Source organism: Mycobacterium sp. TKK-01-0059, from assembly GCF_000709305.1.
Taxonomy (GTDB): Bacteria; Actinomycetota; Actinomycetes; order Mycobacteriales; family Mycobacteriaceae; genus Mycobacterium; species Mycobacterium intracellulare.
In genome coordinates, this window is the sequence record NZ_KL446993.1 from 325,386 (window position 1) to 348,875 (window position 23,490).

Below are 23,490 nucleotides of genomic sequence, written 5' to 3' on the forward strand. Positions count from 1 at the left end.
CCCATGCGGCGCGTGGTCGGGTCGCCAGCGCGCTTCATGAAAGATCAACCACCTCAAGCTTGTTCGCGCCGACGGCCGCACCGATCTCCGACCGCACGTCGCCCGGCACGTCCCGATCCAGGCGCAACAGGATCGTCGCTCCCGGACCCTCGGCGTCCTCGGACAGTTGCGCGGCCTGGATGTTCACCCCGGCCGAGCCCAGCAGGGTGCCGATCTTGCCCAGCGCGCCGGGCTGGTCGACGTAGTTGATCACCAGGTTGATGCCGCGGGCGCGCAGGTCGAAGTTGCGGCCGTTGATCTGCACGATCTTCTCCACCAGCTGCGGCCCGGACAGGGTGCCGGCGACGTTGACCGCGCTGCCGTCGTGCGCGACCGCGCGCACGTCGACCACGCTGCGGTGGTTCGGGCTCTCCGACGCCGTGCCGATTTCGGCGGTGATGCCGCGTTCCTCGGCCAGCGCCGGAGCGTTGACGAACGTCACCGGACCCTCGACGACGGCCGAGAACAACCCCCGCAGAGCCGAAAGTTTCAGCACCTCAACGTCTTCGGATGCGAGCTCGCCGCGCACCTGCACCGACAACGACACCGGCGGACCGTCGGAAAGGGTGGCCGCCAGCACGCCGAGTTTGCGCACCAGGTCCAACCACGGCGCCACCTCTTCGTTGACCACCCCGCCGCCGACGTTGACGGCGTCGGGAACGAATTCCCCGGCCAGCGCGAGCTTCACGCTCGCCGCGACGTCGGTGCCGGCCCGATCCTGGGCCTCCTCGGTCGAGGCCCCCAGATGGGGTGTGACCACCACCTGCGGCAGCTCGAACAGCGGGCTGTCGGTGCACGGCTCCTTGGAGAACACGTCGAGCCCGGCCGCGCGCACGTGGCCACTGCGGACCGCGTCGGCCAGCGCCGCCTCGTCGACCAGGCCGCCGCGGGCGGCGTTGACGATGACGACGCCCGGCTTGGTTTTCGCCAGCGCGTCCTTGCCGATCAGTCCGGCCGTTTCGGGCGTCTTGGGCAGGTGCACCGAGATGAAGTCGGCGCGGGCCAGCAGTTCGTCGAGCGTCAACAGCTCGATGCCCAGCTGCGCGGCGCGGGCCGGCGACACGTAGGGGTCATACGCGACCAGGTGGGTACCGAAGGCGCTGAGCCGCTGGGCGACCAGCTGCCCGATGCGACCCAACCCGACGACGCCCACCGTCTTGCCGAAAATCTCGGTGCCCGAGAACGACGACCGCTTCCAGGTGTGCTCGCGCAGCGAGGCGTCGGCCGCCGGGATCTGGCGGGCCGCGGAGAGCAGCAGCGCCAGCGCGTGCTCGGCGGCGCTGTGAATGTTCGACGTCGGCGCGTTGACCACCAGGACACCGCGCTCGGTGGCCGCGTCCACGTCGACGTTGTCCAGGCCGACCCCGGCGCGCGCGACGATCTTCAGCTTGGGGGCCGCCGCGAGCACCTCGGCGTCGACGGTGGTGGCCGAGCGCACCAGCAGCGCGTCGGCCTCCGGCACGGCCGCCAGCAGCTTCTCGCGATCGGGCCCGTCTACCCAGCGCACCTCGACCTGGTCGCCCAGGGCCGCGACGGTTGATTCAGCGAGCTTGTCGGCAATGAGTACAACAGGCAAATTCACCCGGCCAGCCTATCGGCTGTAATTGACGGGTGGACGTCACCATCGTCGGCAGCGGACCCAACGGGTTGACCGCCGCCGTAATCTGCGCCCGGGCCGGCCTGAAAGTGCAGGTCGTCGAAGCTCAACCGACCTTTGGCGGGGGTGCGCGCACCGCTGCCGACCCCGATTCCGCGGGCGTCTTGCACGACATCTGCTCGGCGGTGCACCCGTTGGCGCTGGCATCGCCGTTCTTCAAGGAGTTCGACCTGCCCGCGCGCGGCGTGCAATTGGCGGTCCCCGAGATTTCGTACGCCAACCCGTTGCCGGGCCGCCCGGCCGCCATCGCGTACCGCGACCTGGACCGCACCTGCGCCGAATTGGAGGGCGGCGCCTCATTCCGGCGCCTGCTGGGCCCGCTGGTCGAGCGCTCCGACGACGTGGTGGCCCTGCTGCTGGGCGACAAGCGGTCGGTGCCGAACTCCGTGCCGTCGGCGTGGCGGCTCGGGGTGCGGATGCTGGCCCAGGGCACCCCGGCGTGGGGTTCGCTGACCGGCGAGGACGCCCGCGCCCTGTTCACCGGTGTTGCCGCCCATATCATTTCGCGGATGCCGTCGTTGACGGCGGCCGGTGCCGGGATGATGCTGGCCACCCTCGCGCATTCGGTGGGCTGGCCGATTCCGGTGGGCGGCAGCCAGGCGATCACCGACGCGCTGATCGCCGACCTGCGCGCCCACGGCGGCGAGCTTACGGCGGGCACGGAGGTCACTTCGCCGCCTGGCGGGGTCGTCGCCTTCGACACGGCGCCGACCGCGCTGCTGCGGATCTACGGCGACTCCCTCCCGAGGCGCTACGCCAAAGCATTGCGGCGCTACACGTTTGGCCCGGGGGTGGCCAAGGTCGACTTCGTCCTGGCCGACGAGATCCCCTGGGCGGACCCGCGACTACGAAAGGCCCCCACCCTGCATCTCGGCGGCACCCGGGCGCAGATGGCCCGCGCCGAGGCCGAGATCGCCGCCGGCCGGCACGCGCAGTGGCCGATGGTGCTGGCCGCCTCTCCGCACGTCGCCGACCCGGGCCGCATCGACTCGAACGGACGCCGCCCGTTCTGGAGCTATGCCCACGTGCCGTCGGGGTCCACCGTCGATCCGACGGAGGCCGTGACCGCGGTGGTCGAGCGCTTCGCGCCCGGCTTCCGCGACGTCGTGGTGGCCGCACGCGCGGTGCCCGCCGCGCGGCTGTGCGACCACAACGCCAACTATGTGGGCGGCGACATCGGGATGGGCGGCAATTCGGCCTGGCGAGCGATCGCGGGCCCGACTCCGCGGCTAAACCCTTGGCGCACACCCATTCCCAAGGTGTACCTGTGTTCGGCGGCCACGCCACCGGGCGGCGGTGTCCACGGCATGGCCGGCTACTACGCCGCGCGCACGCTGTTGCGCCGCGAATTCGGGATCGGCATGCCTAAGCTGGCCCCGTGACCAAACTCGCGATCATCTATTACTCGGCCACCGGACACGGCACCACGATGGCGCAGCGCGTCGCCGCGGCGGCCGAGTCGGCGGGGGCCGAAGTCCGCCTGCGCCACGTCGCCGAAACCCAGGATCCCGCCTCGTTCGCCCACAACCCGGCCTGGACGGCGAATTACGAGGCCACCAAGGACCTTCCGGTGGCAACCGGCGACGACATCGTCTGGGCCGACGCGGTGATCTTCGGTTCACCGACGCGGTTCGGCTCTCCCGCAGCGCAATTGCGCGCGTTCCTCGACTCGCTGGGCGGGCTGTGGGCCCAGGGCAAGCTCGCCGACAAGGTGTATGCGGGCTTCACGTCGTCCAACACCGTGCACGGCGGTCAGGAAACCACCCTGCTCTCCCTGTACATCACGCTGATGCATTTCGGCGGCATCATCGTGCCGCCGGGCTACACGGATCCGTGCAAGTTCGTCGACGGCAACCCGTACGGGGTCAGCCTGGTCACCACCCACGACAACATCACCGAATTCGACGAGCCCACCGACAAGGCCCTCGAGCACCTGGCCCGCCGGGTGGTCGAGACGGCGGACCGGTTGGCCGCCTCCTAACCGAGCGCCCGGCCAGCCGGGCGGGCAAGGCCGAGCGCCCGGCTGGCCGGGCGCTCGGGCGAAGACAGCTAAGCCGTCTCGGTGATCGGCCGGTCGACCCAGCTCATCAGGTCGCGCAGCTTCTTGCCGGTGACCTCGATGGGGTGCTCGGCGTTCTCCTTGCGCAGCTGCTCGAGCTGCTTGTTGCCGCCCTCGACGTTGGCGACCAGCTTCTTGACGAAGTCGCCGTTCTGAATGTCGCGCAGGATCTCCCGCATCCGGTCCTTGGTGCCTGCGTCGATGACGCGGGGCCCCGACAGGTACCCGCCGAACTCCGCGGTGTCGGACACCGAGTAGTTCATCCGGGCGATGCCGCCCTCATACATCAGGTCGACGATCAGCTTGAGCTCGTGCAGCACCTCGAAGTACGCCATCTCCGGCGGGTAGCCGGCCTCGACCATCACGTCGAAACCGGTCTTCACCAATTCCTCTGTGCCACCGCACAAGACGGCCTGCTCACCGAAGAGGTCGGTCTCGGTCTCGTCCTTGAAGGTGGTCTTGATGACGCCGGCGCGGGTACCGCCGATGGCCTTGGCGTAGGACAAGGCGAGCGCCTCACCCTTGCCGGACGGGTCCTGGTCGACCGCGATCAGGCAGGGCACACCCTTGCCGTCGACGAACTGCCGGCGCACCAAATGACCGGGCCCCTTGGGCGCGACCATGGCGATGGTGACGTCGGCGGGCGGCTTGATCAGGTCGAAGTGGATGTTGAGGCCGTGACCGAAAAACAACGCGTCACCGGGCTTCAGGTTCGGCTCGATGTCGTTTTTGAAGATGTCGGCCTGCGCGGTGTCGGGCGCCAGCAGCATGATCACGTCGGCCCACTTGGCGACCTCGGCGGGGGTGTCGACGTCCAGGCCCTGCTCAGAAACCTTGGGCCGCGACTTCGAACCCTCCTTCAGGCCCACCTTCACCTGCACGCCGGAGTCGCGCAGGCTCAGCGAGTGCGCGTGCCCTTGGCTGCCGTATCCGATGACCCCGACCTTGCGGCCCTGGATGATGGTCAGGTCCGCATCGTCGTCGTAGAACATTTCTAGTGCCACTGTTGAATATCTCCTTGTGTGTTACTTGGCCGTGCCGATTCCGCGTGGACCGCGAGACAACGACACCACTCCCGATTGCACGATTTCACGGATGCCGAACGGTTCCAGGATCCGCAGCAGCGCCTCGATCTTGCCGCGGTCGCCCGTCGCCTCGATCGTCAGCGCCTCCGTGGAAACGTCAATCACCTTGGCGCGGAACAGGTTCACCGCTTCGATCACCTGACTGCGGGTGCCGGCGTCGGCGCGCACCTTGATCATCGCCAATTCCCGCGACACCGAGTTGTCGTCGTCGAGCTCGACAATCTTGATGACGTTGATCAGCTTGTTGAGCTGCTTGGTGATCTGTTCGAGCGGGGTCTCCTCGGCGGAGACCACGATCGTCATCCGGGACATGTCCTTCTGCTCGGTCGCGCCGACCGCCAGGGACTCGATGTTGAAGCCGCGCCGCGAGAACAGCGCGGCCACGCGGGCGAGGACACCGGGTTTGTCTTCGACCAGCACCGACAGAGTGTGGGTTTGCGGACTCATCAGGCGTGCCCTTCACTCTCGTCGTCGAACAGCGGGCGGATCCCGCGGGCCGCCTGGATCTCGTCATTGCTGGTGCCGGCGGCGACCATCGGCCACACCTGCGCGTCCGCGCCGACGATGAAGTCGATCACGACCGGTCGGTCGTTGATCGCCCGCGCCTGCTCGATCACGTCGGCGACGTCTTCCTCACGCTCGCAACGCAACCCGACGCAGCCCAGCGCCTCCGCCAGCTTCACGAAGTCCGGGATGCGGTGCGAATGCGTGGCCAGATCCGTTTGCGAGTAACGCTCTTCGTAGAACAGCGTCTGCCACTGGCGGACCATGCCCAGGTTGCCGTTGTTGATCAGCGCCACCTTGATCGGCACGCCTTCGATCGCGCAGGTGGCCAGCTCCTGGTTGGTCATCTGGAAACAGCCGTCGCCGTCGATCGCCCAGACCTCGGCGTCCGGGCGGGCCATCTTGGCGCCCATGGCGGCCGGAATGGCGAACCCCATGGTGCCCAGGCCGCCGGAGTTGAGCCAGGTGCGCGGCTTCTCATAGGAGATGAATTGGGCCGCCCACATCTGGTGCTGGCCGACGCCGGCGACGTAAATGGCGTCCGGGCCGGCGATCTGGCCGAGCTTCTCGATGACGTATTCCGGGCCCAGGCTGCCGTCGCTCTGCGGTCCGTAACTCAGCGGATACGTGGACCGAACCCCGTCGAGGTAGGCCCACCACTCGGTCATGTCGATCTTGCCGGGCACCCCGTCGTGGCGGAGCTGCTCGACCAGCTCGGCGATGACGGCCTTGACGTCACCGACGATCGGCACGTCGGCGTGGCGGTTCTTGCCGATCTCGGCCGGGTCGATGTCGGCGTGGATGACCTTGGCTTCGGGCGCGAAGGTGTCCAGCTTCCCGGTCACCCGGTCGTCGAAGCGGGTGCCCAGCGCGATCAGGAGGTCGCTGCGCTGCAGGGCCGCCACCGCGGCGACGGTGCCGTGCATGCCGGGCATGCCCATGTGCTGACGATGGCTGTCCGGGAACGCGCCGCGCGCCATCAGCGTGGTCACCACCGGGATGCCGGTCAGCTCGGCCAGCTCGGCCAGCTGCTCGGTCGCGTCCCCGCGGATGACACCCCCGCCCACGTACAGCACCGGTTTGCGGGCCGCGGCGATCAGCTTGGCGGCCTCGCGGATCTGCCGGTTGTGCGGCTTGACGGTCGGCTTGTATCCGGGCAGATCGATGCGCGGCGGCCAGCTGAACGTGCACTGGCCCTGCAGCACGTCCTTGGGGATGTCGACGAGCACCGCGCCGGGGCGGCCCGAGGAGGCGATGTGGAAGGCCTCGGCGAGCACCTGCGGGATCTCGTTACCGGAGCGGACCAGGAAGTTGTGCTTGGTGATCGGCATCGTGATGCCCGAGATGTCGGCTTCCTGGAAGGCGTCGGTGCCGATCAGCGTGCGCCCCACCTGGCCGGTGACCGCGACGACGGGGATCGAGTCCATCTGGGCGTCGGCCAGCGCGGTGACCAGGTTGGTGGCCCCGGGGCCGGAAGTCGCCATGCAGACACCGACCTTGCCGGTGGCGTGCGCGTAGCCGCTGGCGGCGTGACCCGCGCCCTGTTCGTGGCGGACCAGCACGTGGCGCAGCTTCTTTGAGTCGAACAGCGGGTCATAGACCGGCAGCACCGCGCCGCCGGGGATGCCGAAGATGACGTCGACGTCGAGTTCCTCCAGCGACCGGATCACCGACTGCGCGCCGGTAAGTTGCTCGGGCCCAATGCGTTTCGGCTTGCCGTTGGCAGACTTCGCGGCCGGCTTCACCGCGTCGGTGGCGATGTCGGCGGCGCCCGGTGTGTCGGGGGCGGGCCGCCTGGTGGGAGCGCTCACTGTCGTTCAGTCCTTATTCACTCTGGGAATCTCGCGGGGGCAACAAAAAACCCCCGACAGCTCATCTGCTGCACGAGGGTTGCGCGTTGGTGCTGGATTGCTTCAAATGCTCAAAGGCAAGTCAGGCACCAACGCGCCTAATTACTACGAGCATCCCGGGCTTTCCGGCGGTATCCATAGCGCTCGACGGTAGTCTTCGCACAGCTCAGCAGTCAAATCCGTCACCGTCACCAGCCGGGTTGGGCGCGCGCCGCCGCCTGGCCGCTCGCGGGATCCGCCGGGCGCCCCGGGTGAAATGATGGTCGGGTGGCTACCGGTTCGTCTTCCCGAACACCTCTCGTGATCAAGCTGTCCCCCATCGCGCACCTCGCGGTCGGATTCCTGGCCCTGGGCTTGCTGATCCCGGTGATGCTGTGGCCGCCGTCCGCGCCGCTGTTGATCATTCCGGTGGTGCTGTCGGCGATGATCGTCCGGTTACGCACCGTCGCCGACGACCGCGGTGTCACCGTCCGCACGCTGCTGGGCAGCCAGACGGTGCGCTGGGACGACATCGACGGGCTGCGTTTCCATCGCGGTTCCTGGGCACGGGCGCGCCTCAAGAGCGGCGCCGAGCTGCGATTGCCGGCGGTCAGCTTCTCGACGCTGCCGGAGCTCACCGCGGCCAGCGCGGGGCGGGTTCCCAACCCCTATCAGTGACGGCGGCCCAGCTCAGCCGATCGGGTTCACGCCGTTGAGCGCCACCCACACGCCGATGCCGGCGGCGATGCCGGCCAGCAGGGCGACGAACGACCCGATGAACGGCCGGTGGGCCCAGCCGCGGCGCGCGTCGAGGCCGTAGCGGCCGGGTCCGCACAGGATGACCGCGGCGGCCACGGCGATGAGGGTGATCTGGTATTCGTGCCCCTCGGGCAGGAAGTACGAGAAGGTGTGCGTGTGCGGCCGCGCCGAGACGGTGGCCAGCAGGCCGTTGATCAAAAACGCAAGAGCGCCGGCCGCGGCCAGCGGCGTGAACAGGCCCAGCACCAGCAGCACACCGGCCACGAGCTCGCCGCCGGCGCTCACGTAGGCGAGGATGTCGGCGTGCTGGTAGCCGACGTCGGACAGCGAGTTCCTGAACCCGGTCACTCCCGAACCGCCCCACCAGCCGAACAACTTCCGCAGCCCGTGGGCGCCGAGCACCACGCCAAGCCCGACCCGCAACACCAGCAAACCCAGATGCTGGGTTCCGCGCCGCCCGACGTCGTGCAACCGGTCGTCGTGCTCGTCGTCGTCGATGTCGGTGGACTCCGGCGCCGCGTGCCGGGCCGCCGAATGCGGCTGGACGTACGGCAGCGGCTCCTGGTGTTCGAGCAGGTTGTAACCCGAGGCCCCGGAGCCGGCCATCGCCGCGGCGGCGCCGTAGGGGATGACGGTGGTGGTTCCCGTGGACGGGTTGAAGTCACCGGGGTAGCCGACTGGGGTCAGATCGTCTTCGGGGTCGACCAGGCGCGCCGAGGCGGGGCGTCCCGGGGTCGACTCCGGGGATTCGCCCGGCCGCTGCCAATCTGCGTCATTCGGTTGACTGGTCACGGGTGTCAGGGTAAGGGCAGTTGGCCCCGAATTGGGGATTTGAGCGGCGCTTTCGCCAGGCAATCGACGGTTTGCCCGCCAAAAACGCCCGGATCGGTCCGAAATCGGCCTGCGAGCCCGTCTGGAGGGGCCGGAAGGCACGATTCGGGGCCCGTCGGCACCCGGTGGAAAGCGGGATCCGATCGCGGGTTGGGCGGCGGGCGAGCGGGACGCGTGTGGCGGCGGCGGCGGCGGTGTCCGTAGCCTGACGGTCATGCGACTAGGGCGATCGGGGCGGTCGGTGCGGCGCGGGTTCGCCGCGCTGTGTGCCCTCGTGCTGGTGACGAGCGGGTGCGCGCGCTTCAACGACGCGCAATCACAACCGTTCACGACCGCCCCGGAATTGAAGCCGCAGCCCAGCTCGACGCCGCCCCCGCCGCCGCCGCTGCCGCCCACCCCGTTCCCGAAGGCCTGCCCGGCGCCGGGGGTCATGCAGGGCTGCCTGGAGAGCACCAGCGGGCTGATTATGGGGCCCGACAGCAAAACCGCGCTGGTCGCCGAGCGCACCACCGGAGCGGTCAAGGAGATCTCGGTCAGCGCCGAGCCGAAGGTGAAGATGGTCATCCCGGTCGACCCGTCCGGGGATGGCGGGTTGATGGACATCGTGTTGTCGCCCACCTACACCCAAGACCGCCTGATGTACGCCTACGTCAGCACCCCGACCGACAACCGGGTCATTCGCATCGCCGACGGCGACATCCCCAAGGACATCCTGACCGGGATCCCCAAGGGCGCCACCGGCAACACCGGGGCGTTGATCTTCACCAGCCCCACCACGCTGGTCGTGCTGACCGGCGACGCCGGTAACCCGGCGATGGCCGCGGACCCCAATTCGCTGGCCGGCAAGGTGCTGCGCATCGAGCAGCCGACCACGGTCGGTCAGGCCCCGCCCACCACGGCGCTGTCCGGCGTGGGTTCGGGCGGGGGCTTGTGCACCGACCCGGTCGACGGCTCGCTGTATGTCGCCGACCGCACCCCGACCGCGGATCGGTTGCAGCGCATCACCAAAACGTCGGACGTCTCCACGGTGTGGACCTGGCCGGACAAACCCGGCGTGGCCGGTTGCGCGGCGATGGACGGCACCGTGCTGGTGAACCTGATCAACACCAAGCTGACGGTGGCGGTCCGGCTGGCTCCGACGACGGGCGCGGTCACCGGTGAACCCGACGTCGTGCGCAAGGACACGCACGCGCACGCGTGGGCGCTGCGCATGTCACCGGATGGAAACGTCTGGGGCGCAACCGTAAACAAGACGGCGGGCGACGCCGAGAAACTGGACGACGTGGTGTTCCCGCTCTTCCCGCAGGGCGGCGGCTTCCCGCGCAACAACGACGACAAGACGTAGCGCGCGCCGGGTTTGCGCGAAAGTGCAACTGGCGACGCATCTGCCGAGACGCGCCGTCGACAACTGCACTCTCGCGACTTTGGGGTGGGGCTAGCCCTGGCCGCAGGCCGCCAGGACCAGTTCGCGCACCCGGGCGGCGTCGGCCTGCCCGCGGGTGGCCTTCATCACCGCTCCGACGATCGCGCCCGCCGCGGCCACCTTGCCGCCCCGGATCTTTTCCGCCACATCGGGATTGGCGGCCAGCGCCTCGTCGACGGCCGCCTGGGTGACCGAGTCGTCGCGCACCAGCGCCAGGCCGCGGGCGGTCATGACCTCTTCGGGTTCGCCCTCCCCGGCCAGCACGCCCTCGACGACCTGGCGCGCCAGTTTGGTGGACAGCTTGCCCTCGTCGACCAGCGCCACCACCGCGGCGACCTGGGCCGGCGTGATGGCCAGTTCGTCGAGCGCGACGTTGGCTTCGTTGGCCTTCTGCATCAAGAAGTTCCCCCACCAGGCCCGCGCCTGTTCGCTGGACGCGCCGTGTTCGATGGTGGCGGTGACCAGTTCGATCGCGCCGGCGTTGACCAGGTCGCGCATCACCTCGTCGGAGATCCCCCACTCTTCCTGAATTCGCTTGCGGCTCAACCACGGTAGCTCGGGGATGGTCTGGCGCAGCCGCTCGACGAGCTCGCGGCTGGGCGCCACGGGCTCCAGGTCGGGCTCGGGGAAGTAGCGGTAGTCCTCGGCGGTCTCCTTGACGCGGCCCGGGCTGGTGTAGCCGGCCTCGTGAAAGTGCCGGGTTTCCTGGGTGATCTGGCCGCCGGAGGCCAGGACGGCGGCCTGGCGCTGCATTTCGTAACGCACGGCCACCTCGACGCTTTTCAGCGAGTTGACGTTCTTGGTTTCGGTGCGGGTGCCGAATTCGGCCTGGCCGGTCGGCTTCAGCGACACGTTGGCGTCACAGCGCATGGAGCCCTGATCCATCCGGACGTCGGATACATCCAAGGCGCGCAACAGGTCCCGCAGCGCCGTCACGTAGGCCCGGGCGATCTGCGGGGCCCGGTCCCCGGCCCCGACGATGGGCTTGGTGACGATCTCGATCAGTGGTACCCCGGCGCGGTTGTAGTCGATCAGCGACGTCGTCGCGCCGTGAATGCGGCCGGTCTCGCTGCCGATGTGGGTGAGCTTGCCGGTGTCTTCCTCCATGTGCGCGCGCTCGATCTCCACCCGCCAGGTGCTGCCGTCTTCCAGCGGGGCCTCGAGGTAGCCGTTGATGGCGATGGGCTCGTCGTACTGCGAAATCTGGTAGTTCTTCGGCATGTCCGGGTAGAAGTAGTTCTTCCTGGCGAAGCGGCACCAGGGCACGATCTCGCAGTTGAGCGCCAGCCCGATCCGGATGGCCGACTCCACGGCGGTCTGGTTGAGTACCGGCAGCGAGCCGGGCAGCCCGAGGCACACCGGGCACACCTGGGTGTTGGGCTCGGCGCCGAATGCGGTCGTGCAGCCGCAGAACATCTTGGTGACGGTGGACAGCTCGACGTGCACCTCGAGCCCGAGCACCGGATCGAAACGCGCGATGACGTCGTCGTACTCCATCAGGTCGGCGCTGGCGGCAACACTCATGCGCTCGATCCTAACTGCGGTCGCGCTCTCCTCCCCTGCCCGGGAACATCCCGGCCAGCACGGCGGCCATCTCGAGGTAGCTGCGCCGGCTCTCCTTGCTCATTCGGTCCAGCGCGATCTTCCTGCCCTCGTGCACGTGCCGGTCGAACGGCAGCACCACGGTGGCGGCGACGCGTGCGGACAGCCGGTCAAGTTCCGTCACGGCCACACCCTCCACCTTGGCCGGCTCGACGTGATTGACCGCGAGCACGGTCGACGCCATCAATCGTTGATACCCGTTGTGGCACAGCCACTCCAGGGTGGTGTGGGTCTTGCGTATCGCGTCGATCGAGGTGCTCGTGACCACCACGAGGGCCCGCGACTCCGGCAGAACAGCCTCCATCACACTGGAATTGAGCGCTTTGACGCAATCGACCAGCACCACCGAATACTGGTTTCTCAGCATCGAGAACGCCCGCAGAACGTCACGGCGCTCCAGGCGCCAGTCGGTGCTTGCGTAGTCCGGCAGCCCGAGCACCTCCAGCCCGAAGCCGTTCATATAGGTCAGCGCCCGGATGTCCTCGTAGCTCGTTGCCGGGCCGCCGCGGAGCAGGTCGGCCATGCTGTGCGGGTTGTGACGGCCGTGGCGCTCGGCCAGGTCCCCCGCGTCGATGTCGAGTGCGAGCACCCGGTCGTTGCGCACCGCGGCGAAAGTCGACCCGAGGGTCTCGACCACCGCGGTCTTGCCCACCCCGCCTTTGAGGTTGAGGACGGCGATCGGAAAAGCACTACCCACAGTCGCGCGGATGCGCTCCCGCAACTCCGTCTCGTAGGCGGCGTTTTTGCCCGGGCCGAGATCGATCCCGGTGACGCGGTGGATCAACCCTCGCCAGTTGAGCCTGGCGTCGGTCTCGGGGTGGTCGAAGCGATCCAGCGCCGTCTCGCCCAGCACCGGCCCGGGGCGCGGCGGGACCGGCGGACGGCGGCCGGGCCCGCGAGGCTGGGGCACCGTGGTCGCCGACGGGCGGGCGTCGGCGCGCCAGCTGGGCGGGCGCGGGTGGTGGGGTGCCGGGCCCGGTGGGCCCGCCGATCCGACGGAATGCTGAACGACTCCGCGACTCTCACCACGGTTGCTCATACCCCGGTATAGCCGTTATGCACGGGTCCGGAAACCACCGGTTATCTGCCCGGCGGGCCTAGCCGAAGAAGGCCGCGGCGTCGTCGTAGCGGCTGTCGGGCACCAGCTTGAGCTGGCGGACGGCATCGGCCAGCGGCACCCGGCCGATGTCCTGGCCGCGCAGCGACACCATCTGGCCGTATTCGCCGGCATGCGCCGCGTCGGCCGCATTCACGCCGAACCGGGTGGCCAGCACCCGGTCATATGCCGTCGGGGTGCCGCCGCGCTGGACGTGACCCAAGACGGTCACCCGGACGTCCTTGTTGATGCGCTTTTCCACCTCGGCGCCCAGCTGCGCGGCCACACCGGTGAATTTCTCGTGGCCGAACTCGTCAATCCCGCCTTCCCGCAACGCAATCGAGCCGGGTATGGGTTTGGCGCCCTCGGCGACCACGCAGATGAAGTGCGAATCTCCGCGCTGGAAGCGACGTTTGACGAGCCGGCAGACCTCTTCGACGTCGAATGGCTGCTCGGGGATCAGCGTCATGTGCGCGCCGGAAGCCAGGCCCGCGTTCAGCGCAATCCAACCCGCGTGCCGGCCCATCACCTCGACCAGCATCACGCGCTGGTGGGACTCGGCGGTGCTGTGCAACCGGTCGATCGCCTCGGTGGCGACGGTCAACGCGGTGTCGTGGCCGAAAGTCACGTCCGTGCAATCGATGTCGTTGTCGATGGTCTTCGGCACGCCGACCACGGGAACGTTTTCCTCGGAGAGCCAGTGCGCGGCCGTCAGCGTGCCTTCCCCCCCGATCGGGATGAGGACGTCGATCCCGTTGTCGTCGAGGGTCTGCTTGACCTGGTTCAGCCCGGCCCGAAGTTTGTCGGGATTCACGCGCGCGGTCCCCAGCATCGTTCCGCCCTTGGCCAGCAGGCGGTCGTTGCGGTCGTCGTTGTGCAGCTGGACGCGCCGGTTCTCCAGCAACCCGCGCCATCCGTCCTGAAATCCGACCACCGACGAGCCGTACCGGGAGTCGCACGTACGCACCACCGCCCGGATGACGGCGTTGAGCCCGGGGCAGTCGCCGCCTCCGGTGAGCACTCCGATCCGCATAGCCCTATCTTGCCGGGCGGCGGGCTACCGGCGCGAGCAGACGTCAGATCGCGGCCGGCAGCGGCCCGCGCGCCGCTTCGTAGGCGGCCCCGACGCGGTACAGGCGGTCGTCGGCCAGCGCGGGCGCCATGATCTGCAATCCGACGGGCAGGTCGTCGTCCGGCGACAGGCCCGACGGCACCGACATGCCGCAGTGACCGGCCAGGTTCAGTGGCAGCGTGCACAGGTCGAACAGGTACATCGCCAACGGATCGTCGACCTTCTCACCGAGCCCGAACGCGGTGGTCGGCGTCGCCGGTGACACCACGACATCGACCGACCGGTACGCCTCGTCCAGATCGCGGGCGATCAGGGTGCGCACCTTCTGAGCCTGGTTGTAGTAGGCATCGTAGTAGCCGGCCGAGAGCGCGTAGGTGCCGATCATGATGCGCCGCTTGACCTCCGGGCCGAAGCCCGCGGCGCGGGTCAGCGCCATCACCTCCTCGGCGCTGTGGCTGCCGTCGTCGCCGATCCGCAGCCCGTAGCGCATCGCGTCGAAGCGCGCCAGGTTGCTCGACACCTCCGAGGGCAGGATCAGGTAGTAGGCGGACAGCGCGTACTCGAAGTGCGGGCAGTCGACCTCGCTCACCTCGGCGCCCAGCGCGGTCAGCTGCTCGACGGCGGCCTCGAACGAGGTCAGCACCCCGGGCTGATACCCCTCGCCGCGCAGCTGCTTGACCACGCCGACGCGCACGCCCTTGAGGTCACCGGCCGCCCCGGCCCTCGCCGCGCCGACGACGTCGGGCACCGCCGCGTCGACGGATGTCGAGTCGCGGGTGTCGTGCCCCGCGATCACCTGATGCAGCAGCGCCGTGTCCAGCACGGTGCGCGCGCACGGGCCGCCCTGATCCAGCGACGACGCGCACGCCACCAGGCCGTAGCGCGACACCGTGCCGTAGGTCGGCTTGACGCCGACGGTCGCGGTCAGCGCGGCGGGCTGCCGGATGGAGCCGCCGGTATCGGTCCCGATGGCCAGCGGCGCCTGGAACGCGGCAAGCGCCGCCGCGCTGCCGCCACCGGAGCCGCCGGGCACCCGGTCGACGTTCCAGGGGTTGCGGGTGGGCCCGTACGCGGAGTTCTCGGTCGAGCTGCCCATCGCGAACTCGTCCATGTTGGTCTTGCCGAGGATCGGGATGCCGGCGGCGCGCAGCCGCGAGGTGACGGTGGCGTCGTAGGGGGCGCGCCAGCCCTCGAGGATCTTGGATCCGCAGGTGGTGGGCATGTCGACCGTGGTGAAGACGTCCTTGAGCGCCAGCGGCACCCCGGCCAGCGGCGACGGCAGCCGTTCCCCCGCGGCCACCGCCTCGTCGACCTGCTTGTCAACGGCGGCTGCCGCCGCAAGCGCCTCGTCGGCCGCCACGTGCAGGAAGGCGTGGTAGCGATCGTCGGTGGCTTCGATCTGGTCCAGACACGCCTGGGTGACCTCGACCGACGACAGCTCCTTGGCGGCGATCCGGGCTGCCAGCGTGGCGGCGTCGGACCGGATGATCTCGTTCACTCGCTGTCTCCCAGGATCTGCGGGACCGCGAAGCGGCCGTCGACGGCCGACGGCGCCTCGGCCAGCGCTTCGGCCTGGGTCAGGCAGGGCGCCGGCTCGTCCGGGCGGGTGACGTTGACGTCCTTGAGCGGGTTGTCCGTCGCTTCGACACCGGTGACGTCGACCGCCTGTACCTGGCTGACGTGCGTCAGGATGGCGTCGAGTTGGCCGGCGAAGCTGTCGAGCTCGCTGTCGGTCAACGCCAGCCGGGACAGCCGGGCCAGGTGCGCTACCTCGTCGCGGGAGATCTGGGACACGATCCGAAAGCCTAGCCGGGGGCCCGCTGCCGGCGGAGGGGGCCCGAGCCGGCTCGAGCCGAAATGCCGCCGACACATCGCTGTGCAACAGTGTTGGCCGTGCCCTCCTATCTGTTGCGCATCGAGCTCGTCGACCGTCCGGGAAGCCTGGGGTCGCTGGCGGTCGCGCTCGGTTCGGTGGGCGCCGACATCTTGTCGCTCGACGTCGTGGAGCGGAGCTCGGGGTACGCGATCGACGACCTGGTCATCGAGCTGCCGCCGGGGGCGATGCCGGACTCGCTGATCACCGCCGCCGAATCACTGTCCGGGGTCCGGGTGGACAGTGTGCGCCCGCACACCGGTCTGCTGGAGGCGCACCGCGAGCTCGAGCTGCTCGACCACATCGCCGCGGCCGGCGACACGGCGTCCAGGCTGCAGGTGCTGGCCAACGAGGCGCCCAGGGTGCTGCGCGTCAGCTGGTGCACGGTGTTGCGCAGTGCCGGCGGCGAGCTGCAGCGCCTCGCCGGCAGTCGCGGCGCCCCCGAAACCAAGGCGGACACGGCCCCGTGGCTGCCCCTCGAGCGGGCCGTGCCGCTGGACAGCAGCGCCGACTGGGTGCCCAAGGCATGGCGCGACATGGACATGACGATGGTCGCGGCCCCGCTGGGAGACCCGCACACCGCCGTGGTGCTCGGCCGGCCGGGCCCCGAATTCCGGCCGTCCGAGGTCGCCCGGTTGGGCTACCTCGCCGGGATCGTCGCCACCATGCTGCGCTGAGTTCTGAACAGCCGTCCTCCGCGCAGCTTCATGCGCTGATCCGCCCCCGAGTGCTGATAACCGCGCCGTCTGGGCCGCCCGGCGCGGCTCCTCGATCAAAAGGGCGCCATCGGTAGGATGATCGGTAGGATTTTCATATGGCCAAAGAGAAGATTTCTGTCACCGTCGACGCCGCCGTGCTCGCCGACGCCGACTCCGACGCCAAAGCGGCCGGACTGAATCGCTCCGAGATGATCGAGCGGGCGCTGCGCAATGAGCATCTACGTCGCGCGCTTCATACCTATACGACGCGGACCGCACCAGCGCTCAACATCGACTCCTACGCCGGGCAAGTGTATGAAGCCAACCGGGCCGCGGACCTATGATCGCGCCGGGCGACATCGCGCCGCGGCGAGACACCCGCCGCGACCTCTACGTCGCGGTGCTCTCCAACGCGATCCACCTCGCGGCCAACACTGGTCGCGTCATCGTCTGCCCGTTCATCCCTGGGAAAATCCCCGACGACACGATGGCCATGGTCGTTCCGCTCACGCAGCCCGAAGGCACTCTTCTCCCCGAACTGGTGCAGTGGCTGCCGACTTCGGCGCTCGGTGAACCGATCGGGGCCGTGTCGGCGGCCGCGCTTAGCGAGGCGATGTCGATCGTGACCGCGCTGATCACGTAACAGCTTGTCGCAAAAGCGCTTTCCCGGTGAGTCGATCGAGATCGGACCATCCAATTTTGACGCTGCGACGACAGGCGTGCCCACCGCCCATCCGGGCTGTCCACCGTCCCGCCGATCACTTCGGGCGTCGCGGCGAAACCCTTTCCCACCAGTTGATGGTTTCGCCATTAGTGGTCATCTGATCGATGATGTGAGCGATCATTTCGCTGTGCGTTCCCCCGCCACCGGACCAACAGAACTTCCATAGCTCACGAGCCGCCCGGTGATAGTGGTGGATCGTCTCGTCGACGGCATAGGCATCGATCTCGCCGGCACGGTGGCGGTCGATCGCGGCCGCGACGATCCCGATGAGTTCACCCAGCCGCGCCTCGTGATAGCCCGCCACAGCTTCCCGTGCGGCCCGGCGTTCGGCCTTCGTTCCCACAACTGGACGGTACCGACCATCGCCTGCGTCCGGCAAGGGGTCGGCTCGTCGGCGCGGGTCAAACGCGGGATTGACTTGCGGCTGATGGTGATTGGGGTGTCACCACCGGGTCGTCGTCCTCCCACAGCAGCAGCTGACGAACCGCCGGGCGCGGGCCATAGGGCCGCAGCATGGTGCTGGCGGGCCGGGGTCGCACCCGCTGCGGCCACCAGAACCAGCGCCCGAGAAGCCTTGCGACAGAAGGCGTCATGAACGACCGCACGATCAGCGTGTCGAACAGCAGGCCGAGTCCGATGGTCGTACCGATCTGGCCGAGGACCTGGAAACCGCTGAAGACGAACGCACACATGGTGACGGCGAACACGACGCCGGCCGAGGTGACCACCGAGCCCGAGCCGGCCATCGCCCGGATGATGCCGGTATTGATGCCCGCATGGATCTCTTCCTTGAATCGCGAGATCAACAGCAGGTTGTAGTCGGATCCGACGGCGAGCAGCAGGATCACGGCCAGCGCCAGCACCACCCAATAGAGCTGGACGCCGAAGATGTACTGCCACACCAGAACCGATAGCCCGAACGAGGCGCCCAGCGACAGGGCCACGGTACCCACGATGACGAGCGCGGCGATCAGGCTGCGCGTGATGATCATCATGATCAGCAGGATGAGGCTCAGCGCCGCGAAGGCCACGATCATCAGGTCGTACTTGGCACCGTCCTGGATGTCCTTGTACGTCGCGGCGGTGCCGCCGAGATAGATCTGCGCGCCGGCCATCGGCGTGCCCTTCAGGGCCTCGTGCGCGGCCTTGGCCATCGGATCGATGTGCGAAATGCCCTCCGGCGTAGCGGGATCGCCCTCATGCGTGACGATCATGCGGGCGGCCTTGCCGTCCGGTGACAGGAACAGCTTCAGCCCGCGTTTGAAGTCGGGATTGTTGAACACCTCGGGCGGCAGGTAAAAGGTGTCGTCGTTCTTGGCCGCGTCGAAGGCTCGCCCCAGCGCCGTCGCGTTGTCGATCGCCGCGGCGGTCTGCGCGTAAATGCCCGACAGCGTCGCGTAATTGGCCAACGTCAGATCGCGATTGGTCTGCTGGCTCTCGATCTGCGGCGGGATCAGCGCCGTCAGTTTCGGTTGCAACGCGTCAAGCTTGTCGAGGGAAGCCGTGAGGTTTTCGAACTTCTCGGTGAGCTGATCGATGCCGTCGATCGCATCGAAGAGAGAGCGGAACGCGAAGCAGGCGGGAATGTCGTAACAATGCTTTTCCCAATAGAAATAGCTGCGCACCGGCCGGAAGAAATCGTCGAAATTCGCGATCTTGTCGCGCAGGTCCCGAATCGTGCCGAGGGTGTCGCGGAAACTTTCGGTTTCCTCGTGGGTGGTGCCGGCGAGCTGCTGCTGCAATACGTACTGCTGCTTCAAGATGTTGATGGTCTTGGACAGCTCATTGGCCTGCTTGAGGGCGTCGTCGGCCCGATCGCGTTGGTAGGTCAGGTTTTGCTGTTGCGCCGCACTTTGATTGCTGACCACGAAGGCAAGCGAGCTGTGGACCAGCGGGGTTCCCAACGGCCTGGTGATGGACTGCACCTGGGCGATGCCGGGAACGTGGAACACCGCCTTGGCCACCTTGTCCAGGATGAGCATGCTCTCCGGATTACGCATGTCGTGATCCGTTTCGACCATCAGCAATTCGGGCTCGAGCCGGGCCCGCGAGAAGTGCTTCTCGGCGGCCGTGTAACCGATGTTGGCCGGTGCGCTCGCGGGCATGTACGGCCGGGTGTCGTAACTCGTCTTGTATCCGGGTAGGGCGAGCAGACCGATCAGGGCCAGCGCACACGCCGACGCCAAAACCGCGCCGGGCCAACGGACGATTGCGGTGCCGATGCGCCGCCAACCTCGCGTCCGGATCGCCCGCTTGGGGTCGAAGATCCCCACCTTGGCGCCCAAAGTGAGGATCGCCGGCCCCAGGGTGAGCGCGGCGAACAGCGCAACGAGGATGCCCAATGCGGCCGGCACACCCAGACTTTGGAAGTAGGGCAGCCGGGTGAAGCTCAGGCAGGCCACCGCACCCGCAACGGTGAGACCCGACCCCAGAACGATGTGCGTGGTGCCGTGATACATCGTGTAGAACGCGGTTTCGCGATCCTCACCGGATCCGCGCGCTTCTTGATAGCGGCCGACGAAAAATATCGCGTAGTCGGTTCCCGCGGCGATCACCAGAAGCGTCAGCAGATTCGTCGCATAGGTCGACAGCCCGATGACTCCCGCGTTGCCGAGGAACGCGACAAGGCCTCGGGCGGCTGACATTTCGATCAGGACCGTGGCAAGCACCAGCAACGTGGTGAGCACCGAACGGTAGACGAAGAACAACATCACCGCGATCACCCCCACCGTGATCCCGGTGACCTTGGCGGTCCCCTTGCTCCCGACGTCGAACTGATCGGAGATCAGCGGCGCCGCGCCGGTCACATAGGTCTTGACGCCGGGGGGCGGCTTCATGTGTTCGACGATGTCGCGGATGGCGCCGACGCCCTCGTTGGCCAGCGCCGAGCCCTGATTGCCGGCGAGGTTGACCTGAACGTAGGCGGCCTTGCCGTCGCTGCTCTGCGATCCCGCCGCGGTGAGCGTGTCGCCCCAGTAATCCTGGATGTGCTGGACGTGTTTCTTGTCCCGCTCGATCTTTCGGATCATCTCGTCGTAAAAGCGGTGGGCGTCCGCGCCGAGCGGCTTGTCACCTTCCAGCACGATCATGGCCGAGCTGTCGGTGTCGAACTCGTGGAATTTTTCACCGATGCGCTTGATCGCCTTGAGCGACGGGGCGTCGGGCGAGTTCAGCGCCACATTATGGGTTTTCCCAACGTCTTCCAGTTGCGGCACCGCGATGTTGGTGAGGGCGGCGAGGCCCACCCAGAACAGCAGGATCGGCAGCGCGAGCCGGCGAATGGTGCGCGGCACAAAGGACCGCGGCTGTTGTTCGTTGCTCATCCAGATTTGTCCAGACAGAAGGTGTAGGCGTCGACTTTGTGAACCGTGCGTTGGTCTTTCACTTCACCGTTGACGGTGATGCGGCAGCCGAGGGTGTCCCCGTTGCCCTGCGCGACGACGTTGCCGATGACCGCGGGCTCCGTGGTGGTGATGGTGAACGACCATGGCAGGGGCGCGTCCTTGACTTGCTGCGGCTGGGCGTTGACGTCCAGGTAGTTGATGGTGGCCACCGCGCCCGGGGCGCCGAAAACCTCGAGGACCACCTGCTTGGGGTTGAACGGGACGATCTCGGCCGCCAGGCCGCTGTTGGCCGTCGTGTTGTCGTGCGAGCCGAAGATGCCGTGCAGCCGATAGATCCCGAACCCCGCGAGCGCGACGACGAGCACGCTGACGATCACCATCCACCCCCGCCTCACCAGGGGTGCTAACGAAAAGCCTTTCACCCGTTAGCCTTTCGAAAATCGGGTGACAGGGACGCGCCCGATGCGAGCGCGGCTGCCAACGTCGTCAGCGTGATCGACAGCTATGACAGTACGGTACGGGACCGTACTCTACAAGGGGAAATTTTTCCCCTGGTCATGTCGGGCGATGAATTCCGGGGCCGTCACCGGTCAGTCTCCATACGAGCAATCCTGCGAGGAGTAACCATGCTGCCCGACCCGATTTCGGCAACCGACCTGAACATCTACGGCGACGCCGAGCTGCCGTGGGCCACGGCCCTTGACGCGATGAAGGCCCTGCCGTCCGCGGAGACGCCACAGTTTCTGGGGACGGTCCGGGCGGACGGCAGCCCGCACTCGGCGGGTATCGGCTCGATCGAACACGGCGGCCACATCTATTTCACCAGCGGCCCCGCGACGCTGAAATCCCGCAACCTGGCCGCCAATCCGGCCTGCACCCTGTCGTTCCGCCTTCCTGGAGTCGACCTGATCCTCGACGGCGTAGCCCACCGGACCACGGACGGGCGCGAACTCGACGAGGTCACGGCGCGCTATCGCGACTCCGGCTGGCCCTGCGAACGCGACGGCGACGCCGTCATCGCCCCGTACAGCGCCCAGAGCGCGGGGCCGCCGCCGTGGTATTTGTACCGATTCGTGGCCCGGGGCGCTGTCGGTGTCGCGACCGCCGAGCCCCACGGGGCGACGCGTTGGCGGTTCGCGCCCTAGGCGCGGGGCCCCGCGGTCAGGCCCGGGATGAGGAACCCGTCGACGAACGCCTGCACGGTGCGTCGGGTGGGCGGACGTCCGGGGATGATCGACCGGAAGATGAGGTAGCCGGGCAGCAGGTCCCAGAGTTCGTCGGTGATGACGTCCTCGGTGATCTCGCCGCGGTCGACGGCCTGGTGCAGCACGTGCTGAATCATCGCCTTGCGCTGGTCGAGGAATTGATGCTGCAGGGCTTCGTTGAGAGCGGGGTGCCGCGACACCTCGACCATCACCGCGCGGATGGTGCTGGCGTGCTGCCCGCATTCCACGGCGATGGTCTCCCCCAGGCTCAGCAGGTCGCCGCGCAACGTGCCCGTATTCGGCGGGACGGCCACCTGGCGGACGCCTTCGATGAAGGCGGCCAACACCAGTTCGGCCTTGGACGGCCAGCGCCGGTACACCGTGGCCTTGCTGGCGCGGGCGGCATTGGCCACCGCGTCCACCGCCAGCTGGTCATAGCCGTGTTCCTGCAGCAGCCGCAGGGTCACCGCCAGGATCTCGGCCTCGCGCGGCGACCACGGCGATGCCTGCGCGCACCCCTCGGCCGTCTGGGTCATAGAACCCACGATAGAGCCGCCCGGGCGGTGCGGCATGTATATGTCGTTATCGGGAGGTCATGAGCGCGCGTTCGATGTCGGCGACAAGGTCGTCGGTGTCCTCGATGCCCAGCGAGATGCGCGCGAACCCGTCGGCGACCGGGTCGCCCCAGCGGGCCCGCCGATCCACCGACGTGTGCAGGCCCCCGAAGCTGGTGGCGGCGATCAGCAGCTCGCTGGCCTCGACGAGGGCGTGCACCGCCGCGGCGTCGGCCAGTTCGACCGAGAGCAGGCCGCCGAATCGGCGCATCTGCGCCATGGCGACGGGATGCGCCGGATCCTGCGCCAACCCCGGGTAGCGCACGGCCCGCACCGCCGGGTGGCCGGCCAGCATCGTCGCCACCGCCCGGGCGTTCTGGCATTGGCGCTCGAATCGCAGTCCGGCAGTTTCCAGGCTGCGCAACAGAAGCCACGCCTCGAACCCGCCCAGGACCGCGCCGGCGAGCAGGCGTTGGCGCTCGGCGGCGGCGAGTAACTCGGGCTGACTGGTTGCGACATAGCCGGCCAGCAGGTCGCTGTGACCGGACAGGGCCTTGGTGGCGCTGGCCACCACCGCGTCGGCGCCCAGCGACAGCGGCTGCTGACCCAGCGGCGTGGCGGCGGTGTTGTCGACGACCAGGCGTGCGCCGCGGCCGTGGCAGATGGTGGCCAGCCGGTGCAGGTCGACCACGTCGAGCGCCGGATTGGTGGGGGTCTCGGCGAGCACCACGTCGGCTTGCGCGGCGGCGTCATAGATCTGCGAGCTCGACGCCGCGACGACCGTGACCCCGGCGAGCGCCAGGTCCTCGGTGGCGTGACGGCGCACCTGGTAGTAGCCGTCGGCCGGCACCACCACCGTCGACCCGGGCGGCGCCCAGGCCCGCAACACCGCGCTGACGGCCGCCATCCCCGAGCCGAACACCACCGCGCCCGCCGCCCCCTCCAGCTCGGCGAGCGCCGATTCCAGTTGCCGCCACGTCGGGTTGGAGCCGCGGCCGTAGCTGTCCAGGGTTTCGTCGGCCGAAAGGTGATACGTGGCGGCGAGCACCGGCTGCGGCGCGACGGGCTGGCCCGAAACCGCTTGGGAATTCACGGCTTTGAGGCTGCGGGTGGAATCGCCGTACCGGCCGCTCATC

At 68.4% G+C, this 23,490-nt stretch carries 23 protein-coding genes; 8 read left to right on the forward strand and 15 right to left on the reverse strand.

From position 1 onward, the window contains the following. Window positions 1-34: 34 nt before the first annotated feature. Window positions 35-1,621, reverse strand: a complete 1,587-nt coding sequence (gene serA, locus K883_RS01700; RefSeq protein WP_008259026.1) for a phosphoglycerate dehydrogenase — start codon at window positions 1,619-1,621, stop codon at window positions 35-37. A gap of 29 nt (window positions 1,622-1,650) precedes the next feature. Here serA and K883_RS01705 point away from each other — a divergent pair, with 29 nt between their 5' ends. After that, window positions 1,651-3,078 carry a phytoene desaturase family protein gene (locus tag K883_RS01705; protein ID WP_008259028.1) on the forward strand — a complete coding sequence of 476 codons (1,428 nt, stop codon included), beginning with the start codon at window positions 1,651-1,653 and terminating at the stop codon, window positions 3,076-3,078. Beyond that, a complete protein-coding gene (wrbA, locus tag K883_RS01710) occupies window positions 3,075-3,677 on the forward strand; it encodes an NAD(P)H:quinone oxidoreductase (protein WP_008259031.1) in 603 nt (200 codons plus the stop codon). Before K883_RS01705 ends, wrbA begins: the two co-directional genes overlap by 4 nt. Before the next feature lie 68 nt (window positions 3,678-3,745). Here wrbA and ilvC read toward each other — a convergent pair whose 3' ends face one another. The 3 genes from ilvC to K883_RS01725 are packed head-to-tail and all read right to left on the reverse strand — an operon-like array spanning window position 3,746 to window position 7,089. Beyond that, window positions 3,746-4,747 (reverse strand): ketol-acid reductoisomerase, encoded by a 1,002-nt coding sequence (gene ilvC, locus K883_RS01715; RefSeq protein WP_009952794.1) that lies wholly within the window; start codon window positions 4,745-4,747, stop codon window positions 3,746-3,748. Window positions 4,748-4,780: 33 nt separating this feature from the next. Continuing rightward, on the reverse strand, window positions 4,781-5,287 hold the full coding sequence (ilvN, locus tag K883_RS01720) for an acetolactate synthase small subunit (protein ID WP_008259035.1): 507 nt from the start codon (window positions 5,285-5,287) through the stop codon (window positions 4,781-4,783). After that, window positions 5,287-7,089, reverse strand: a complete 1,803-nt coding sequence (locus K883_RS01725; RefSeq protein WP_225324875.1) for an acetolactate synthase large subunit — start codon at window positions 7,087-7,089, stop codon at window positions 5,287-5,289. The genes ilvN and K883_RS01725 overlap by 1 nt, the downstream gene beginning before the upstream one ends. Window positions 7,090-7,494: 405 nt before the next feature. On the opposite strand from K883_RS01725, the gene K883_RS01730 reads away from it, so the two are divergent. Beyond that, window positions 7,495-7,851 (forward strand): PH domain-containing protein, encoded by a 357-nt coding sequence (locus tag K883_RS01730; protein WP_008259037.1) that lies wholly within the window; start codon window positions 7,495-7,497, stop codon window positions 7,849-7,851. A 12-nt stretch (window positions 7,852-7,863) separates the two neighbouring features. On the opposite strand, the gene K883_RS01735 is transcribed toward K883_RS01730, so the two are convergent. Next, on the reverse strand, window positions 7,864-8,724 hold the full coding sequence (locus K883_RS01735; protein ID WP_036453522.1) for a DoxX family protein: 861 nt from the start codon (window positions 8,722-8,724) through the stop codon (window positions 7,864-7,866). Window positions 8,725-8,977: 253 nt separating this feature from the next. Between K883_RS01735 and K883_RS01740 the strand changes: the two genes are divergently transcribed. Beyond that, window positions 8,978-10,108 carry a PQQ-dependent sugar dehydrogenase gene (locus K883_RS01740; protein WP_080552487.1) on the forward strand — a complete coding sequence of 377 codons (1,131 nt, stop codon included), beginning with the start codon at window positions 8,978-8,980 and terminating at the stop codon, window positions 10,106-10,108. A gap of 90 nt (window positions 10,109-10,198) precedes the next feature. On the opposite strand, the gene gatB is transcribed toward K883_RS01740, so the two are convergent. From gatB to gatC, 5 genes are read right to left on the reverse strand one after another with little or no spacing between them, the layout of a single operon-like run. Continuing rightward, the gene (gene gatB / locus K883_RS01745) at window positions 10,199-11,710 is read right to left on the reverse strand and encodes an Asp-tRNA(Asn)/Glu-tRNA(Gln) amidotransferase subunit GatB (RefSeq protein ID WP_014383014.1); all 1,512 of its coding nucleotides are present in this window, start codon (window positions 11,708-11,710) and stop codon (window positions 10,199-10,201) included. Between the two features lie 10 nt (window positions 11,711-11,720). Next, window positions 11,721-12,827: a MinD/ParA family ATP-binding protein gene (locus K883_RS01750; protein ID WP_231504795.1), complete on the reverse strand. Its 1,107-nt coding sequence runs from the start codon at window positions 12,825-12,827 to the stop codon at window positions 11,721-11,723. A 58-nt stretch (window positions 12,828-12,885) separates the two neighbouring features. Then, window positions 12,886-13,917 carry an ATP-dependent 6-phosphofructokinase gene (locus K883_RS01755; RefSeq protein WP_008259042.1) on the reverse strand — a complete coding sequence of 344 codons (1,032 nt, stop codon included), beginning with the start codon at window positions 13,915-13,917 and terminating at the stop codon, window positions 12,886-12,888. A gap of 43 nt (window positions 13,918-13,960) precedes the next feature. Beyond that, window positions 13,961-15,454, reverse strand: coding sequence for an Asp-tRNA(Asn)/Glu-tRNA(Gln) amidotransferase subunit GatA (gatA, locus tag K883_RS01760; protein ID WP_008259043.1), 1,494 nt, complete (start codon window positions 15,452-15,454; stop codon window positions 13,961-13,963). After that, window positions 15,451-15,750, reverse strand: a complete 300-nt coding sequence (gene gatC / locus K883_RS01765) for an Asp-tRNA(Asn)/Glu-tRNA(Gln) amidotransferase subunit GatC (RefSeq protein WP_009952003.1) — start codon at window positions 15,748-15,750, stop codon at window positions 15,451-15,453. Before gatC ends, gatA begins: the two co-directional genes overlap by 4 nt. Window positions 15,751-15,849: 99 nt before the next feature. On the opposite strand from gatC, the gene K883_RS01770 reads away from it, so the two are divergent. The 3 genes from K883_RS01770 (at window position 15,850) to K883_RS01780 (ending at window position 17,170) form a co-directional block, all read left to right on the forward strand. Beyond that, a complete protein-coding gene (locus K883_RS01770) occupies window positions 15,850-16,506 on the forward strand; it encodes an ACT domain-containing protein (RefSeq protein WP_085977602.1) in 657 nt (218 codons plus the stop codon). Window positions 16,507-16,643: 137 nt separating this feature from the next. Beyond that, entirely contained in the window at window positions 16,644-16,871 is a 228-nt protein-coding gene (locus K883_RS01775) for a ribbon-helix-helix protein, CopG family (RefSeq protein ID WP_008259047.1), read from the forward strand. Further along, complete coding sequence (locus K883_RS01780; RefSeq protein WP_008259048.1) at window positions 16,868-17,170, forward strand: hypothetical protein; 303 nt, start codon at window positions 16,868-16,870, stop codon at window positions 17,168-17,170. Before K883_RS01775 ends, K883_RS01780 begins: the two co-directional genes overlap by 4 nt. Window positions 17,171-17,285: 115 nt before the next feature. Here K883_RS01780 and K883_RS01785 read toward each other — a convergent pair whose 3' ends face one another. The 3 genes from K883_RS01785 to K883_RS01795 are packed head-to-tail and all read right to left on the reverse strand — an operon-like array spanning window position 17,286 to window position 20,975. After that, a complete protein-coding gene (locus tag K883_RS01785) occupies window positions 17,286-17,594 on the reverse strand; it encodes a hypothetical protein (RefSeq protein ID WP_008259049.1) in 309 nt (102 codons plus the stop codon). A gap of 58 nt (window positions 17,595-17,652) precedes the next feature. Beyond that, window positions 17,653-20,574 (reverse strand): MMPL/RND family transporter, encoded by a 2,922-nt coding sequence (locus K883_RS01790; RefSeq protein ID WP_036453523.1) that lies wholly within the window; start codon window positions 20,572-20,574, stop codon window positions 17,653-17,655. Next, window positions 20,571-20,975, reverse strand: a complete 405-nt coding sequence (locus tag K883_RS01795) for an MmpS family transport accessory protein (RefSeq protein WP_009954349.1) — start codon at window positions 20,973-20,975, stop codon at window positions 20,571-20,573. The genes K883_RS01790 and K883_RS01795 overlap by 4 nt, the downstream gene beginning before the upstream one ends. A 246-nt stretch (window positions 20,976-21,221) precedes the next feature. On the opposite strand from K883_RS01795, the gene K883_RS01800 reads away from it, so the two are divergent. Beyond that, window positions 21,222-21,740: a pyridoxamine 5'-phosphate oxidase family protein gene (locus K883_RS01800; RefSeq protein ID WP_020823253.1), complete on the forward strand. Its 519-nt coding sequence runs from the start codon at window positions 21,222-21,224 to the stop codon at window positions 21,738-21,740. On the opposite strand, the gene K883_RS01805 is transcribed toward K883_RS01800, so the two are convergent. After that, entirely contained in the window at window positions 21,737-22,348 is a 612-nt protein-coding gene (locus tag K883_RS01805) for a TetR/AcrR family transcriptional regulator (protein WP_085976513.1), read from the reverse strand. The two genes, K883_RS01800 and K883_RS01805, sit on opposite strands and share 4 nt — an antisense overlap. 34 nt (window positions 22,349-22,382) lie before the next feature. After that, window positions 22,383-23,489 carry a cystathionine gamma-lyase gene (locus K883_RS01810; RefSeq protein WP_014712103.1) on the reverse strand — a complete coding sequence of 369 codons (1,107 nt, stop codon included), beginning with the start codon at window positions 23,487-23,489 and terminating at the stop codon, window positions 22,383-22,385. Window position 23,490 lies beyond the last annotated feature (1 nt).

What these genes read in the sequence shown, in the direction of transcription:
- ilvC (WP_009952794.1), bottom strand. Translation starts at nt 4,747, where the DNA reads ATGTTCTACGACGACGATGCGGACCTGACCATCATCCAGGGCCGCAAG.
- ilvN (WP_008259035.1), bottom strand. Translation starts at nt 5,287, where the DNA reads ATGAGTCCGCAAACCCACACTCTGTCGGTGCTGGTCGAAGACAAACCC.
- K883_RS01740 (WP_080552487.1), top strand. Translation starts at nt 8,978, where the DNA reads ATGCGACTAGGGCGATCGGGGCGGTCGGTGCGGCGCGGGTTCGCCGCG.
- gatB (WP_014383014.1), bottom strand. Translation starts at nt 11,710, where the DNA reads ATGAGTGTTGCCGCCAGCGCCGACCTGATGGAGTACGACGACGTCATC.
- K883_RS01750 (WP_231504795.1), bottom strand. Translation starts at nt 12,827, where the DNA reads ATGAGCAACCGTGGTGAGAGTCGCGGAGTCGTTCAGCATTCCGTCGGA.
- K883_RS01755 (WP_008259042.1), bottom strand. Translation starts at nt 13,917, where the DNA reads ATGCGGATCGGAGTGCTCACCGGAGGCGGCGACTGCCCCGGGCTCAAC.
- K883_RS01775 (WP_008259047.1), top strand. Translation starts at nt 16,644, where the DNA reads ATGGCCAAAGAGAAGATTTCTGTCACCGTCGACGCCGCCGTGCTCGCC.
- K883_RS01780 (WP_008259048.1), top strand. Translation starts at nt 16,868, where the DNA reads ATGATCGCGCCGGGCGACATCGCGCCGCGGCGAGACACCCGCCGCGAC.
- K883_RS01790 (WP_036453523.1), bottom strand. Translation starts at nt 20,574, where the DNA reads ATGAGCAACGAACAACAGCCGCGGTCCTTTGTGCCGCGCACCATTCGC.
- K883_RS01795 (WP_009954349.1), bottom strand. Translation starts at nt 20,975, where the DNA reads ATGGTGATCGTCAGCGTGCTCGTCGTCGCGCTCGCGGGGTTCGGGATC.
- K883_RS01800 (WP_020823253.1), top strand. Translation starts at nt 21,222, where the DNA reads ATGCTGCCCGACCCGATTTCGGCAACCGACCTGAACATCTACGGCGAC.
- K883_RS01810 (WP_014712103.1), bottom strand. Translation starts at nt 23,489, where the DNA reads ATGAGCGGCCGGTACGGCGATTCCACCCGCAGCCTCAAAGCCGTGAAT.